This window comes from Nocardia sp. NPDC058480 (genome assembly GCF_042720495.1).
In the GTDB taxonomy this organism is placed as follows: Bacteria; Actinomycetota; Actinomycetes; order Mycobacteriales; family Mycobacteriaceae; genus Nocardia.
Genome location: NZ_JBHXMN010000010.1, coordinates 106,296 through 121,662 on the forward strand (window position 1 = coordinate 106,296; position 15,367 = coordinate 121,662).

General features: G+C 66.9%; 16 protein-coding genes. 7 read left to right on the plus strand and 9 right to left on the minus strand.

Annotated elements, in window-relative coordinates:
• Positions 1 to 5: 5 nt before the first annotated feature.
• Entirely contained in the window at positions 6 to 836 is an 831-nt protein-coding gene (locus ACFWO8_RS22775; RefSeq protein WP_378956587.1) for a helix-turn-helix domain-containing protein, read from the minus strand.
• A 62-nt stretch (positions 837 to 898) separates the two neighbouring features.
• Here ACFWO8_RS22775 and ACFWO8_RS22780 point away from each other — a divergent pair, with 62 nt between their 5' ends.
• Positions 899 to 1,366: a VOC family protein gene (locus ACFWO8_RS22780; RefSeq protein ID WP_378956595.1), complete on the plus strand. Its 468-nt coding sequence runs from the start codon at positions 899 to 901 to the stop codon at positions 1,364 to 1,366.
• 110 nt (positions 1,367 to 1,476) lie between these two features.
• Here ACFWO8_RS22780 and uvrB read toward each other — a convergent pair whose 3' ends face one another.
• Positions 1,477 to 3,657 (minus strand): excinuclease ABC subunit UvrB, encoded by a 2,181-nt coding sequence (gene uvrB, locus ACFWO8_RS22785; protein WP_378956606.1) that lies wholly within the window; start codon positions 3,655 to 3,657, stop codon positions 1,477 to 1,479.
• Positions 3,658 to 4,027: 370 nt separating this feature from the next.
• Between uvrB and ACFWO8_RS22790 the strand changes: the two genes are divergently transcribed.
• Complete coding sequence (locus ACFWO8_RS22790; protein ID WP_378956614.1) at positions 4,028 to 4,648, plus strand: DUF402 domain-containing protein; 621 nt, start codon at positions 4,028 to 4,030, stop codon at positions 4,646 to 4,648.
• A 46-nt stretch (positions 4,649 to 4,694) separates the two neighbouring features.
• Positions 4,695 to 5,246 carry a DUF402 domain-containing protein gene (locus tag ACFWO8_RS22795; RefSeq protein WP_378956620.1) on the plus strand — a complete coding sequence of 184 codons (552 nt, stop codon included), beginning with the start codon at positions 4,695 to 4,697 and terminating at the stop codon, positions 5,244 to 5,246.
• A gap of 27 nt (positions 5,247 to 5,273) precedes the next feature.
• Here the strand turns inward: ACFWO8_RS22795 and ACFWO8_RS22800 are convergent, their stop codons facing one another.
• Complete coding sequence (locus ACFWO8_RS22800; protein WP_378661173.1) at positions 5,274 to 5,705, minus strand: hypothetical protein; 432 nt, start codon at positions 5,703 to 5,705, stop codon at positions 5,274 to 5,276.
• 120 nt (positions 5,706 to 5,825) lie between these two features.
• Positions 5,826 to 7,028 carry a dephospho-CoA kinase gene (gene coaE, locus ACFWO8_RS22805; RefSeq protein WP_378956637.1) on the minus strand — a complete coding sequence of 401 codons (1,203 nt, stop codon included), beginning with the start codon at positions 7,026 to 7,028 and terminating at the stop codon, positions 5,826 to 5,828.
• 149 nt (positions 7,029 to 7,177) lie between these two features.
• On the opposite strand from coaE, the gene ACFWO8_RS22810 reads away from it, so the two are divergent.
• Entirely contained in the window at positions 7,178 to 7,390 is a 213-nt protein-coding gene (locus ACFWO8_RS22810; protein ID WP_378917402.1) for a hypothetical protein, read from the plus strand.
• 36 nt (positions 7,391 to 7,426) lie between these two features.
• Here the strand turns inward: ACFWO8_RS22810 and ACFWO8_RS22815 are convergent, their stop codons facing one another.
• Together ACFWO8_RS22815 and ACFWO8_RS22820 are read right to left on the minus strand one after the other, a co-directional pair.
• Positions 7,427 to 8,968 (minus strand): phospholipase C, encoded by a 1,542-nt coding sequence (locus ACFWO8_RS22815; protein ID WP_378956656.1) that lies wholly within the window; start codon positions 8,966 to 8,968, stop codon positions 7,427 to 7,429.
• A 69-nt stretch (positions 8,969 to 9,037) separates the two neighbouring features.
• Positions 9,038 to 9,742 carry a TetR/AcrR family transcriptional regulator gene (locus ACFWO8_RS22820; RefSeq protein ID WP_378956691.1) on the minus strand — a complete coding sequence of 235 codons (705 nt, stop codon included), beginning with the start codon at positions 9,740 to 9,742 and terminating at the stop codon, positions 9,038 to 9,040.
• A 91-nt stretch (positions 9,743 to 9,833) separates the two neighbouring features.
• Here ACFWO8_RS22820 and ACFWO8_RS22825 point away from each other — a divergent pair, with 91 nt between their 5' ends.
• Complete coding sequence (locus ACFWO8_RS22825; RefSeq protein ID WP_378956708.1) at positions 9,834 to 10,508, plus strand: NAD(P)-dependent oxidoreductase; 675 nt, start codon at positions 9,834 to 9,836, stop codon at positions 10,506 to 10,508.
• Between the two features lie 94 nt (positions 10,509 to 10,602).
• On the opposite strand, the gene rpsA is transcribed toward ACFWO8_RS22825, so the two are convergent.
• Positions 10,603 to 12,081, minus strand: coding sequence for a 30S ribosomal protein S1 (gene rpsA, locus ACFWO8_RS22830; protein WP_056824523.1), 1,479 nt, complete (start codon positions 12,079 to 12,081; stop codon positions 10,603 to 10,605).
• Between the two features lie 228 nt (positions 12,082 to 12,309).
• Here rpsA and ACFWO8_RS22835 point away from each other — a divergent pair, with 228 nt between their 5' ends.
• On the plus strand, positions 12,310 to 13,158 hold the full coding sequence (locus ACFWO8_RS22835; RefSeq protein WP_378956728.1) for a class I SAM-dependent methyltransferase: 849 nt from the start codon (positions 12,310 to 12,312) through the stop codon (positions 13,156 to 13,158).
• Here ACFWO8_RS22835 and ACFWO8_RS22840 read toward each other — a convergent pair.
• Both ACFWO8_RS22840 and ACFWO8_RS22845 read right to left on the minus strand, forming a co-directional pair.
• The gene (locus ACFWO8_RS22840) at positions 13,155 to 13,709 is read right to left on the minus strand and encodes a hypothetical protein (RefSeq protein WP_378956737.1); all 555 of its coding nucleotides are present in this window, start codon (positions 13,707 to 13,709) and stop codon (positions 13,155 to 13,157) included. The two genes, ACFWO8_RS22835 and ACFWO8_RS22840, sit on opposite strands and share 4 nt — an antisense overlap.
• A 31-nt stretch (positions 13,710 to 13,740) precedes the next feature.
• Entirely contained in the window at positions 13,741 to 14,091 is a 351-nt protein-coding gene (locus tag ACFWO8_RS22845; RefSeq protein ID WP_378956742.1) for a hypothetical protein, read from the minus strand.
• Between the two features lie 103 nt (positions 14,092 to 14,194).
• On the opposite strand from ACFWO8_RS22845, the gene ACFWO8_RS22850 reads away from it, so the two are divergent.
• The gene (locus tag ACFWO8_RS22850; RefSeq protein ID WP_378956751.1) at positions 14,195 to 15,226 is read left to right on the plus strand and encodes a LuxR C-terminal-related transcriptional regulator; all 1,032 of its coding nucleotides are present in this window, start codon (positions 14,195 to 14,197) and stop codon (positions 15,224 to 15,226) included.
• The last annotated feature ends 141 nt before the right edge of the window (positions 15,227 to 15,367 follow it).

Here is a 15,367-nt window from a genome sequence, read left to right on the forward strand (position 1 = left end):
ACCGGTCACCGTGCCGTGGAGACCACCTGTGCGCTGCGGGCGTATTCCGTCGGTGACATCCCGATCTCGGCGGTGAATTCGCGGCTGAAATGCGCCTGGTCGAAATAGCCGAGGTCGGCGGCCAGTACCGCGAGATCGAGGCGGCCACGCGCGAGCAGGTCTGCGGCGTCTTGCAATCTGAACCGGCACAGCACCCATTTCGGGCCTGCCCCGACGTAGCGGCGGAACAGCCGTTGCAGGGTGCGGATCGGGATCGCGAAACGGTCGGTGACCTGGTCGACCCTGGTGAGCTCCGGATCGTTCGCCATGGCTGTGACGATGCGCGTCACCAGTGCGTAGTGCGGATCGTCGGTGCGACCGCGGCCCGCGAAGAACTCCTCGACGATGACCTGCCTTCGCTCGTCGGACTGTTCGGCCAGCACCCGTTCGGCCAGCCCCGCGGCCTCTGGCAACACCGCACTCAACGGCGCCGAATCATCGCGTAGCGCTCCGACATCCATGCCGGTGAAGGCACCGAAGCCGCCGGGGGCGAACCGGATGCCGAAGGTCTCGCCTTCCCCCTCGAGCTCGCGCACGTACTTCGTCGTGCACACACCGTTGACGAACCCGCCGGTGCGGGTGGTGCTGCGTTCGAAAGTGACATTCACACACGGGAACGACAGCACCTCGGCCGAATAGCTGGGCTGCCCACGCAGATCCCAGCGCACCACCCAGTACCGGTCCGCGAATTCGGCCAGCGCGGGCCCGACCCCGAGCCGGTGCAGCGACCGGTGTCTGGCCTGCTCGTCGGGGTGCAGGATTCCTTTCACATCACCGGGATCCGGCGCCGCTGTCATCACCGGCCGATCTGTCGCGTTCTTACAAGACGGGTCGCCGGTGGCGGAGCAGGATCGCAGTCATGACCAATCCCGTTGCGCCCATTCCGGAGGGCTACCACTCCATCACCTGTTTCCTGGCCGTGCCGGACGGTAACGCGGCCATCGACTTCTACACCGCGGTCTTCGACGCGAAGGTACTCAGCCGGGCCGATCGGCCCGACGGCCAGCCCGCGCACGCCGAACTGCTCATCGGCGATTCCACGCTGCAGCTCGGAATGCCCATCCCCGACAACAATGTTCGCGCCCCCGAGGACTGGGTACACACCTCGGTGGTGCACTACTGCCCCGACGTGGACGCGGTGATCGCCCGCGCGCTCGCCCACGGTGCCCGCAGCGCCGAGGAGCCGCAGACCTTCGTCACCGGCGACCGCTTCGGCGTGGTGATCGACCCCTTCGGGCACCGTTGGGCGGTGATCACCCGCGTCGAGGACGTCTCCAAGGAAGAGGCCGACCGCCGGGTGGCCGCGTGGATGGCCGAGCAGGCGTAGCGACGCACTGGGCTGGGTCCTCGACTGCGGGGACCTCGCCTCCGAGCTGCGCGATCCGTCGCGCAGCCCGGGTGCGCGGCCGCCGACAGGCTCTGGCGTCGTCATTGTCGTCAGGAAAGCCCCGCGGCGTCCATGCCGCGCAGCTCCTTCTTCAGGTCGGCGATCTCGTCACGCAACCGGCCCGCCAGCTCGAACTGCAGTTCGCGGGCCGCGTTCATCATCTGCGCGGTGAGTTCGGTGACCAGGTTGGCCAATTCGGCGCGCGGCATCGACTTCACGTCGCGTTCGGCGTAGATGCCCGAGCTGACCGCCCGGCCCGGCTCACCCTGAGCACGCCTGCCGCGGCTGGCGTTGCGACCCGATCCGCCCACGGCCACCTCGTCCTCGGCTTCGGTGTACACCTGGTCCAGGATGTCGGCGATCTTCTTGCGCAGCGGCTGCGGATCGAGGCCGTGTTCTTCGTTGTAGGCGACCTGTTTGGCACGGCGACGGTCGGTCTCGGAGATCGCGTGCTGCATCGAGTCGGTGATCTTGTCCGCGTACATGTGCACTTCGCCGGACACATTGCGCGCCGCGCGGCCGATGGTCTGGATGAGGCTGGTGCTCGACCGCAGGAACCCTTCCTTGTCGGCGTCGAGGATTGCCACCAGGGACACCTCGGGCAGGTCGAGACCCTCGCGCAGCAGGTTGATGCCGACGAGCACGTCGTATTCGCCGAGGCGCAGCTGGCGGAGCAATTCGACGCGGCGCAGCGTGTCGATCTCGGAGTGCAGGTAGCGGACCTTCACGCCCAGGCCGAGCAGGTAATCGGTGAGGTCTTCGGACATCTTCTTGGTGAGCGTGGTGACCAGCACCCGCTCGTTGCGCTGGGCGCGCTCACGGATCTCGTGCACCAGGTCGTCGATCTGGCCCTTGGTCGGTTTGACCACGACCTTCGGGTCGACCAGGCCGGTCGGGCGAATCACCTGCTCGACCACCTCACCGCCGACCTGACCCAGCTCGTAATTGCCGGGTGTCGCCGACAGATACACCGCCTGACCGATTCGCCCGGCGAATTCCTCCCAGGTCAGCGGGCGGTTGTCGACTGCCGAGGGCAACCGGAAACCGAAATCGACCAGGTTGCGCTTGCGCGACATGTCACCTTCGAACATGCCACCGATCTGCGGCACCGTGACGTGCGATTCGTCGATCACCAGCAGGAAATCGTCGGGGAAGTAGTCGAGCAGCGTGGCCGGTGCCGAACCCGCCGGACGCCCATCGATGTGGCGCGAATAGTTCTCGATACCCGAGCAGAAGCCGACCTGACGGATCATCTCCAGGTCGTATTCGGTGCGCATGCGTAACCGCTGCGCCTCGAGCAACTTGCCCTGACGCTCCAATTCCGCCAGCCGCGCGGCCAATTCGGCCTCGATGTCGACGACCGCCCGCTCCATCCGCTCCGGACCGGCCACATAGTGGGTAGCCGGGAAGATGCGCGCCGAATCCACTTGGCGCACAACATCACCGGTGAGCGGATGCAGATAGTAGAGCGCCTCGATCTCGTCACCGAAGAACTCGATGCGGATCGCCAGCTCCTCATAGGACGGGATGATCTCCACGGTGTCGCCGCGCACCCGGAACGAGCCACGGGTGAACGACATGTCGTTGCGGGTGTACTGCACGTCGACCAGCAGCCGCAGCAACGCGTCGCGATCGATCTCGCCACCGACTTCGAGCTGCACCGACCGATCCAGATACGACTGCGGGGTGCCGAGGCCGTAGATGCACGACACCGACGCGACCACCACGACATCGCGACGCGAGAGCAGACTCGAGGTCGCCGAGTGCCGTAGCCGCTCGACGTCGTCGTTGATCGAGCTGTCCTTCTCGATGTAGGTGTCGGTCTGGGCGATGTACGCCTCGGGTTGGTAGTAGTCGTAGTAGGAGACGAAGTACTCGACCGCGTTGTTGGGCAGCATCTCGCGCAGCTCGTTGGCGAGCTGCGCGGCGAGGGTCTTGTTCGGCGCCATCACCAGGGTGGGTCGCTGCAACTTCTCGATCAGCCACGCGGTGGTCGCCGATTTACCGGTACCGGTGGCACCGAGCAGGACAACGTCCTTCTCCCCCGCGTTCACCCGGCGCTCGAGCTCCGCGATCGCCGCGGGCTGGTCGCCTGCGGGCGAGTACTCGCTGACCACCTCGAACCGGGCGCCCGTGCGCTCGATCGTGCCGACGGGGCGGTGCTCGGAATGGGCGATCGGGTGACCCCGCTCTTCGTACCCTTCCGTCGGGATCTCGGTTGCGAATGCCATGGACCAAGCTTAGGCGCGACCACTGACACGTTTCGGCGCCGGCGAACCACCGCCCGTTCGCCACGCCCTGCGCCGCGCCGATGACCGTCGGTCGGGACGTGGTCGTTCGGGTGAACTTCTGCTCATCGATACCGTCACAGCGCTGCGCGAACGTGACAGCAACCACTGCACGCAAACCGGCGGCGACTACTGTTTCGCCTGGTAGAGGCATCAAGCCCCAACTCGGCGAATTCCGGGCACCTCGACTGATGCCCGAAAAGTCGCTTGCCCCAAAGATATTCGCCGATCGCGGTACCGAATCGAACACGCCATACGGCCCGATGCGGGCGTACCCTGAGTTGATCATCGGCACGTGGTGAAGGACAAGGCCATGAGCGTTCTACTTCCCCTGCTCGTCGCGGCTCCCGCGGTAACCGGATTCGCCGGATACTTCGCCAGAGAGATACGCGGCCCGCACACACCGACCACTGATTCGACAACCGTTTCACCGGCCGCCAGACCCCGGGTCGAATACTTCGACCTCGCCGAGCTGACCGTTACCGATGCCAAGGGCTACATCCACTCGGTCGACCGGTACCGAGTGCAGCCATGGGGCATCTACCTGGCCCGCATTCTCGACCGGCCGCACGGTCGCTACGAGGAGTCGTGGATGTTGCCCGGCCACGCGATTCGCGCCACCATCAGCCACGACCGGCCCGGCCATCACCGCAGCCACGACTACGTGCTCGACATCGTCGAGTTCGCCCAGGTCGGGCCGAAACGGTGGATGGCAACCGACTACTTCCTCGACGTCGCGGTGCGGCGCGGCCGGTCGTCGACGTTGTCCGGATCGAGCGAACTGCTCGCCGCGCACGCCGCGGGCCATGTCGACACCGAGCACGCCGACCGGGCATTCGAACGCGCCGCGCGCGTGCTCGACGGTTTGGCAGCCAACGACCACGATGTCGAACAGTGGTTGCGCTCCCGGGACATCACGCTGACCTGGATGTAGCCGGCGACCGGGCGAGGGTGGGCACGCGCCGGTAGATTCTGCGCTCATGACGCAGGCATCCACCGTGCACGTGCATCCACCCAAGGTCGAGTACTTCGACGTCGCGGCCAAAACGAACACCGACCCCAAAGGGTTCATCCGACCGGTGGAGATCTATCGGGTGGAGCCGTGGGGCCTGTACATGGGTCGTCACTCCGATCACGCGCACTTCCACTACCTGGAATCGTGGTTGCTCCCCGAGCTGTCGCTGCGCGCGTCGAAACTGCACTACAACCCTGGTGTCGATCAGTGGCAGGACATCTATGTCGATGTCGGCGCGTTCACCAGGGAGTCGCCGACGCTGTGGCGCTCGATCGACCATTACCTCGATCTGCTGGTCCGCACCGGGCGTGATGTCCGGCTCGTCGATGTCGACGAACTGCTCGGCGCGCACGCCGACGGCCTGCTCGACGCCGCCCAATGCCAGGCCGCGATCGAACACGCCACCACCGCGATCGACGGGATCGCCGCGCACGGGTATTCGCTGGAGAATTGGTTGAGCACCTTCGGGATGACCCTGACCTGGCGCCGAAACGACGAACCGCCCGGACCTCGGTAGGGGTCCGGGCGGTGCGGGGAGTCGGTGTCAGCCGGCCGACAGGCTCGGGAACAGATCCGCGAGGCCGCCGCCGCACGACGCGCTACCGGTACTGCCCGCCGCACCGACCGTGACGGTGATCGAGTCACTGATCAGCAGCTGACGCGCCTCGAGCTTGTGCTGGCCCGCTGTGGTCGGCTTCCAGGTGATGCTCACCGTGCCCGACAGCAGCGACGGCGACACCGGGCTGCCCGGGATATCCACGCCGTTGTCGGTGAACTTCACCGAGGTCAACCGGTCGACCTCGACGCTCGCGGTCAGCTTGTAGCTGCAACCGACCTTGTGGTCGGTTCCGGCCACGCCGAGGTTGCCGACCCAGGCCGAGGCCTGCGGAGCGGCCAGCACGAGGCTGGCGGCGACGGCGCCGAGTGCGGTGATACCGAAGCCCGCACGGCCGAACTGACGGTGATGTGTTGTCATACGCGCTACAACTTCCCTGTGAATTGAGTCACCCCGTGGTGACTTCGCACAATTTACACAGCGCGCGACAGCGTGCGGACGGTTTCCGAAACAATGATGTTTAACAGTTTGGTACGCGGTTCACGCGCGGGCGTGCGCCCACTCGGTGACCACCGGATAGACCGCGTCGAACCACGGTTCCTTCACCACGTAGTAGGCATCACCGGCCGCGTCATCGGTCAGATCCGCCGCCGCGAGTTCGGCCCCACGCTTGACCGCCAGGTACTCCGACCGCACGCTTTCGTTGGCCCGCAACCAGTCGCGCAGGTCGATCGCGAACCGCTGGCCGAGCGAATCCCGCACACGCAGATGGATATTGGCGGGTCGACCGGGATCGGCGTTGCCGTGCAGGCGCTTGCCCCACCGGGCGAGGTCGGTGCCTTCGGGATCACCCTGACTCGGTTTCGGATTGTCGTGCGTCACCCCCGCGGCCAGGGGGAACCCGGCCGCCGTCAACGCATCGGTCAGCGATTCGGCCGTGGCCATGTCGGCCACCGTCACCTGGATGTCGATGATGTCCTTGGCGGGTAGTCCGTGCACCGCGGTCGATCCGACGTGATCGATGCGCACCGCCGACGCACCACACGCCAGGTGCAGCCGGGCGATGATCCTGCGCGCCTGCATGTCCCATTCCTGGTCGGTGACGAGGCGGTAGTCGGCGCGCGCGCGGACGCCCTCGCGCTGATTGCGCTCGAACGGCACCAGCCGTCGCGTCCACAGCTCCCGGACCTGCGCCTCGACCACCTCCGGCGCACCGTTGTTGTCGAGCCACACATCAGCGACCGCGCGGCGCTGTTCGTCGGTGGCCTGCGCGGCGATCCTGACTCGCGCATCCGCTTCGGCTACCCCGCGGTGTTCGACCAGTCTGCGCAGCCTGGTCTTCTCCTCGGCCCCGACCACAACGACGAGTTGCATCAGCGGCGCGAGCCCGTTCTCGACGAGCAACGGAATATCTTGCACCACAACGGCATCCGCGGGCGCGTCGCCGATCAGTTCCGCGGTGCGGGCACCGACCAGCGGATGGGTGATGGCGTTGAGCTTGCCCCGCGACTCGTCGTCGGCGAAGGCCACCGCGGCCAGCGCGGGCCGATCCAGACTGCCGTCGGGGCTCAGGATCGCCGCACCGAACTCCTCGACCAGCGCAGCCAGGCCCGGCGTGCCAGGGGCGACGACCTCGCGAGCGATCGCGTCGGAGTCGATGAGCACCGCCCCGAGCTCGACCAGCGTCCGCGCCACTGTGGATTTACCCGCTCCCATGCCTCCGGTGAGGCCGATCCGCAACATGGGCCCAGTCTCGCATCTCGACCGCCGGGTCGGGGCAGCTCCTGCGACACGCCCACCCCCGGAGCGGCGGAAGATCCCGGGCCGGGCGCGTCGCGTGGATTAATCTTCCGCGCAGGCGAGAAGGCCGCACGACTACCGACAGGATGATCATGGGTACCAGGAACCACCGGGCGGCTCGCCACCGCCTCGGCATGCAGGGCGGTGTGCACTGCATCGAATTCCCCGCCGTCGCAGCGACTCTCGCCGAATACCGGCGTTCCTGGTTCAGCACCCTGCTCTCCCCCGCCAGACACAGCTTCGCCGCGATGCGCAAACGCCCCAGCATGGCCACCGGATACTGGTCGCCCGCTGCCGCGAGCTGACAGTGGGCCCGGCCTGATACCGAGCCCACCCCCGGCTCACACGCCGACGAGACCGCTCGGCGCGCGCCGAGTCCCCGGCTGCTGAGCCGGCATCGCGTTCGGCGGCACCGGGTACGGCACACCCTGTCCCAGCGTGCCCGCCGCGATATTCGGACCGCACTGCGCGATCGCCGCGTCGGCCTTGGGACGCGGGTCGGGCAGCACCGGTTTCGCGGCATCCGGCGCCGCCGCGAAGTCGAAGGTGGAGGTCATGTCACCGGTGACGCCGCGTCGCCAGGCGGTCAGGTTCGGCACGTCGACGCCGAATCTGGTTTCCAGCAAACGCAATTGGGAGGTGTGGTCGAACGTCTGCGAGGCGACCAGCCCACCGCGACTGTACGGCGAGATCACCATGCACGGCACCCGGTAGCCCAGTCCGATCGGGCCGGTGATCCCGCCCGCCGCGAGCACCCGGTCCAGTGGCACCGTCAGGAATTCGCCCGCGGTGCCGGGCGGCGGGGTCGGCGGGGTGACGTGGTCGAAGAAGCCGCCGTTCTCGTCGTAGCTGATGATCAGCGCGGTCTTCTCCCACACCGCCGGATTCGAGGTGAGGATATCGAGAAGCTGCACTATCCCTAGCGCGCCGAAAGCCGCCGGCAGCGCGGGGTGTTCGCAGTGCAGCACCGACGGGACCACCCACGACACCGCGGGCAGGGTGTTGTCGGCGACGTCGGCCTGGAAATCGTTCGGATAGGTCGGGGCGATACCGCGGCGCGCCAGTTCGGAATTCGGGTCGGCGGCCTGGGTGAAGCAGCCCATCATGCCGTCCAGAATCATCGACGAGGCCTCGCCGATATCGCGATTGCTGTAGATCTTCCACGGCACCCCACCCTCGGACAGGTTCTCCGGGTAAGTGCGCCAGCTGTAGACGTTCTTCGGGAGCAGGAGGGGCGTCTCCACCAGCGGACCGCCCGCCAGGCCGTCGGGGTCGATACTCGCACTCATCCAGTACAGCCGGTTGGGGTCGGTGGGGCCGAGCACCGAGCAGTGGTAGTTGTCGCAGAGGGTGAATGCCTGCGCGAGCTCGGTATGGATCGGAATGTCCTCCGGCAGGTAGTAACCCATCGCCGCGGGCGCGTTACCCGGCCCTACCGAGGCCACCGACATCGGCATCCAGCCGTCGTTGCGCCCGTTGTTGAATGCCTTGTGCATGCCGGGCCAGGTGTGGTCGGGGTCGTTGATGCACTCCCCGTCCAGGGTGGCGCCGCGAGTGGTGTCGAGCCGAAACGGTTCGACGAAACCCTCTGCGGTGGGCCCGATTCCGGGCGACCACCCGAACTGACGCCACGAAGCCGACGCCTCACCGAACCCGCGCACACCCGACATGGTGCCGAAATAGTGGTCGAAGGACCGGTTTTCCTGCATGAGCAAGACGAAATGCTCGATATCGCCGAGCCCACCCATACCGGCTGGATCGGCGGCAAAAGCTCGGTCGATAATCGGATTCGCCCAGGTGGCAAGCGTTCCCACCGCACCGGCGGCCATCGCCTTCGCAAGGAACTGCCGCCGATTGAGACCGGCGAAGGGACCAGAACTCATCGGATTGGAGCACCTTTCCCGTAGGGGGATGGAGCAATCGCGCACACGGTACTCCACCTGGGAATGGGCCTATTCTCGCAACCCGAGTGAACGGACCAGATCGAGCATCTCGGCCCGGTAGAGCTTGTCCGGATGTTGCGCCCGAGGCCCGAGATGACCGTAGATCTCCAGCGCGAGCAGCCCGTGCATGCGCCCCCACATCCGCAGTGCGAGAGCCAATCCCGCAGCAGGCAGGTCGGGGAAGTCGCCGCGCACATGATCGACGAGCCCGGGATCGAAATCCGACCAAGCCGGCGCACCAATGGTCTGCAAGCCGGCGGCGTAGGGCCACGCCGCCGCGGCCAGACCCACCAATCCGCTGCACGCCCGCAGTTCGGCATCGCGAGAAGGACCACCGACCGGCGGCTGGTAGCCGAGGACAGGATCGCCGTAGATCAGTTTGAACCCAGCCGGATTGGCGACCGCCCACTCGCGGACGGTCTCACCCCAAGCCACGATCCGACCGGCCGGATCGGTATCGGGTATCGCATCACGCGCGGCTACGGCCCGGTCGACGAGCGAGGTGTAGACGTCGGCGATGAGGGTGGTGATCAAGTCGTCCCTGGCCGGGAAGTAGCCGTACAGCGCACCCGCGGTCATCCCCATCTCCCTGGCGATGGCGCGCAACGAGATCGCGTCGGGGCCACCTTCGGTCAACAGCCGCAACGCGATCGCCTTGATCTCCGCTGTCGCTTCCTCGCGCAATCGCTCGCGCCGATTCCTCACCTCGACCACGGTTGACACCTTACAGTGTTCGTCTACTATCAGCCGTGTCATTACTGAACGCCGTGTAGTAATCGAACACCACGCAGAAACGAGTGGCATTGTGAATATCGGAGTATTCGGCGCGACCGGCGTCATCGGCTCCCGAGTAGTCGCCGAAGCACAGTATCGGGGACACCGGGTGACAGCGTTCACCCGCGATTCGGCCCGCTTTCCTACCGAGCGTGGAGACACAACATGGCGAGCCGCCGACTGGCTCGACGCCGACAGCATCGCCACGGCGATCGCGGGACTCGACGTGGTGATCAGCGCAGTCAACGCGGGGCACGGCATCGCCGACACCATCGCCAAGGCCGGTAATTTCGTCGTCGGCGCGCGGGCGATGGTCGATGCGCTGCAACGACATCCGGAGATCCGGCTGATCGTCGTCGGTGGCGGCGGCAGCCTGGAGGTCGCCCCCGGCCTGCAGCTGGTCGACACCCCGGACTTCACCCGGGTGCTCACCGAGGAACTGCGGGTACCGACCGAGTATCGCGAACCCGTACTCGCCGGTCGCGACGCACTGAACATCTACCGCCAGTCCAATCGGCACTGGACCTATCTGAGCCCGTCCTCGGGCCGCATCGAACCGGGCCCGCGCACCGGGCGCTACCGGCTCGGCGGTGATCAGCTCCTCGACTCCGACACCGATATCTCGGCCGAGGATCTCGCCGTCGCGCTCCTCGACGAGGTCGACCAGCCGCGCCACCTCCAGCGTCGCTTCACTGTCGGACGCTGACGGGAACTTACCCCCGAAAAGGCCGAAGGCCCTGGTCCGTGTGGACCAGGGCCTTCGGTAATGCAGTTGTTGATTCAGGCGTCAGCCGACTGAATCAGGCGTTGCCGCTGAGCTTCTCCCGCAGAGCCGCGAGCTGGGCATCGCTGGCCAGCGAGCCGCCCGTGGACTCGGCCGGACCGGAGGTGGACGCAGCCGCGCTGCCACCGGTCTCGGAGGAGTAGTTGCCCGCGACGGGACCGCCAGCGGCGGCCTCGGCGGCAGCGTCGGCTGCCATCTTCTCCATCTGAGCGGTGTGCATCTTGTGGCGACGCTCGGCCTCGGCGTAGCGGCCTTCCCACTCTTCACGCTGCTTGTCGAACCCGTCGAGCCATTCGTTGGTCTCGGGATCGAAGCCCTCGGGGAAGATGTAGTTGCCCGCATCGTCGTAGCTGTCGGCCATGCCGTACTTCGACGGGTCGAACTCGGCGTTGTAGTCCTCGTTCGCCTGCTTCAGCGACAGCGAGATACGACGACGCTCGAGGTCGATGTCGATGACCTTGACCATGGCGTCGTCGCCGACGGCCACAACCTGGTCCGGGACCTCGACGTGGCGCTCGGCCAGCTCCGAGATGTGGACCAGGCCCTCGATGCCCTCTTCGACGCGCACGAAGGCACCGAAGGGAACGAGCTTGGTGACCTTGCCGGGCACGATCTGGCCGATGGCGTGGGTCCGGGCGAACTGACGCCACGGGTCTTCCTGGGTCGCCTTGAGCGACAGGGAGACGCGCTCGCGGTCCAGGTCGACGTCGAGAACCTCGACGGTAACCTCGTTGCCGACCTCGACGACCTCGGACGGGTGGTCGATGTGCTTCCAGGACAGCTCGGACACGTGCACCAGGCCGTCGACGCCACCCAGGTCCACGAAGGCACCGAAGTTGACGATGGAGGACACGACGCCCTTGCGGACCTGGCCCTTCTGGAGCTGGTGCAGGAACTCGCTGCGGACCTCGGACTGGGTCTGCTCGAGCCAGGCGCGACGCGACAGAACCACGTTGTTGCGGTTCTTGTCGAGCTCGATGATCTTGGCCTCGATCTCCTTGCCGACGTACGGCTGGAGGTCGCGGACACGACGCATCTCGACGAGCGAGGCAGGCAGGAAGCCACGGAGGCCGATGTCGAGGATCAGGCCGCCCTTGACGACCTCGATGACGGTGCCCTTGACGGCCTCGTCCTTCTCCTTGAGCTCCTCGATCGTGCCCCACGCGCGCTCGTACTGCGCCCGCTTCTTCGACAGGATCAGGCGGCCTTCCTTGTCCTCCTTCGTGAGGACCAGGGCCTCGACCGCGTCGCCCACGGAAACGACCTCGTTCGGGTCGACATCGTGCTTGATGGAGAGTTCGCGGGAGGGGATGACACCTTCGGTCTTGTAACCGATGTCGAGCAGGACCTCGTCACGATCGACCTTGACGATGGTGCCTTCGACGATGTCACCATCGTTGAAGTACTTGATCGTTGCGTCGATGGCGGCCAGGAAATCCTCGGCGGAGCCAATGTCGTTAATGGCTACCTGCGGCGAGGTGACGGTGGTGGGCATATGTGGGTTTGCTCCGGACGGATTGTGGTCGGTTGCGGACATTGGATCTTTCGGTACGCTGCGAGATCACCGCGACGACGCGACGAAGGGATACCGGTAAAGTATCGCATGGACTGTCGCACTTGCCGCTGATCAACTTCAGCGTCCCTCTACAGCGTGTGTCAGCCTACGCGACCGGCGCCGAGCCGGGCAAACCACCCCCCGCACCACGCCGATACCCTGTTCGGCGTGTCCGACGACGAACGCCATGCGCAGGCCAACGCGCTGCTGGGTACCTCAGCGACCACCCGAACCAAGATCGACTCGCGCGACAGCGAACGCGCGAATCGCCGCTGGTGGGACGCCGACGCCGAGCAGTACCACCAGACCCACGCCGACTTCCTCGGCGTCGACTCCCCCGGCGGCGAGTTCGTGTGGTGCCCGGAGGGCCTGCACGAGGGTGACATGGGCTTCCTCGGGGACGTGACCGGCAAGACCATCCTGGAGATCGGCTGCGGTTCGGCGCCGTGCTCGCGGTGGCTGGCCGGTCACGGCGCGTTCCCGGTCGGGCTCGATGTATCGATGGGGATGTTGGAGCGTGGCGTGGCCGCGATGGATCAGGGCGGACCGCGGGTGCCCCTCGTGCAGGCGGGGGCCGAGGCGCTGCCCTTCGCCGACGCGTCGTTCGACCTGGCGTGTTCGGCGTTCGGCGGGGTGCCCTTCGTCGCCGATTCGGCGCTGGTGATGCGCGAGGTAGCGCGGGTGTTGCGGCCGGGCGGGCGCTGGGTGTTCTCGGTGAACCATCCGATGCGCTGGATCTTCCCCGACGATCCGGGCCAGGCGGGTCTCACCGCCACGATCCCCTATTTCGACCGCACCCCTTATGTAGAGGTCGACGGTGACGGTGTGCCGACCTATGTCGAGCACCATCGCACGATCGGGGACCGCGTCCGCGAGATCGTCGGCGCCGGCTTGCACCTGGTCGACATCGTCGAACCGGAGTGGCCGGAGTGGCTCGACCGCGAATGGGGTCAGTGGTCGCCGCTGCGCGGGCAGATCTTCCCCGGAACCGCCATCTTCATCGCCGAGAAGCCCTAGAACGCCGGTAGCGCGGCGAAGGACGCGTCGACCCGCACGTTCGGCACCGTGTCGGCGACCCAGCGGCGCGCCCTGGTCAGCGCGTGGTCGGGGAACTCGGCATCGAAGCGGACGTCATCGGACAATAGATAGGGCAACCGTCCGCGCAGGCCGGGCGCGTACGGGTGGGGCGGACACATCTCGCTGCGCCGAACCTGCCTGCCGATCGAGGTTTCGCGCGCGCCGGGCGGACCGGTCTCGGGGCACATGATCTGGAATACCGCCGAGCACCGGTCCTTGGGCACCACGATCGACGCCGCGAAAACGAGTTCACCGCGCGGACCGGGCAGCTGAGTCTTCTCCACCCGGAGCAGGGCAGGCAGCTGGTCGACCCACACCACGAAGGCTTCGATCAGGCAGCCGGTCCGCGCGTGGTGCTCGGCCAGCCGCCTGCGTAACCGCTTCAAGTCGTCGAGTCGAGCGGGTAGGTCGGGCGCGCCGTAGACATAGTTCAGCGCGACGACGTCACGAGTGGCCGGATTCCCCCAGGTCGTGTCGTCCAACTGTTGCATTCCAGGAATGTCGAACGAGATGGGCACCCGATCAAACTACCGGCGCCGCCGACTTAGGTTGTCCCCGTGCGGCGCTCGGCGCGTCGATCAAGGGAGAAACGCGCTCGTCGACCACGTCGACGAGCCAGGCTTTGTGACTGATCACCATCGCGGTGCTGCGCGGGGTGGCGAGCACGGTCGCCAGCGCGGTGCGAAACGCCTCAGCGGCCGCGCGGTCGTCGAAATCGAGGTCGATGAGCACCCGCGGTGGCGTGCCGTCGACCCGGCCGACACGGTAGGCGCGCACGCCGTGGTCGGCGCGGAACCGCTCGTACTGGTCGAAGGCGACCTTCCAGTCGTCGTAGTCGCGAACGGTGTTGTCGATGTGCAGGGTGATGGCCATGATGACCTCCGTCGTCGTGCCGGATGGGATACCCCGATCATCGGCCGGCCCGATGCGCTGGAACATCCCTGATCCTGGGGGGATTGCGCCGTAGGCTGGATAGGTGCCGAGTATCTTGGCCGACCGGATCGGCCGTTTGTGCCGCGCCGATCACTCCGCCAAACGACTGCGGGAACTCGTCCTGGTCGAGATCCGCGCGGCGATCCCGTTCGCCGGTCATGTCTTCGCGCTCACCGATCCTGTGACCGCCGTCGCGACGGCGCCGCTCGCCGATCTCCCCGGACTCGACCTAGGGCTCGTGCCGGACTTGATCCGCGCCCGCTATCTCACCCCGCTCAATCGCTGGGACACCGTGCGCGGCACCGGCGCCCATTCCCTGCTCGGCGCCACCGACGGCGACCCGGACCGTTCCCTGCTGTGGCGCACCGCGCAGCGCGATCTCGGCATCACCGATTCCGCCACCGTCACCTTCGCCGACCGCTACGGTTGCTGGGGTTTTCTCGAACTGCTCCGCTACACCGAATCCCCTTTCACCAGAGCAGAACTCGCTGCGCTGAGCACGCTGACAACCACGGTCACCGTCGGCCTGCGCCGGACCGTCGGTGCCACCTTCGTCGAATCCGACGCCCGGCTCGCACCCCTCGGCCCCGCGGTTGTACTCCTCGACGACACCCTGCGCGTGCGCTCCCAGACAGCAGCCGCCGCGGATTCCCTGCTCCGCCTGCTCCCCCCGGACGATCCGATTCCCCCCGTCCCCGCCTCGGTCTACAACGTAGGCGCCGCCCTGCTCGCCATCGAGGCAGCCACGCCCCTCGGCCCCGCCACTGCCCGCGTCCATCTGGGCGGCAACCGCTGGCTCACCGTGAAAGCCGACCGCATCGGCACCGACATCGCCGTGGCCCTCGAACCGAGCACCGCCGCCGAACGCCTCGACCTGTTCGCCCGAGCCCACGCCCTGTCCGCCCGGGAATCCCAGGTCCTGGCCCTCGTGGCGACAGGCCTGGATTCCCACGAACTGGCAACAGAACTATTCCTGTCCGAACACACGATCAACGACCACGTCAAAGCCATCCTCGCCAAATCCGGCACCCGAACCCGCCAACGCCTCCTCTCCCGAGTCCTGGGCGTCGGCTGACCGATCGTCCCGTCAGCCACGATTCTGCGAACCGGGCAAACCACCAGTGGGCTCGCGACGGGCACCGCGGGCTCAGCGATCTGCTTCAGCTCCAGCGCCCCGTATCTGGCGTTCCGCAACGCGACCATCACCTAGCTCGGC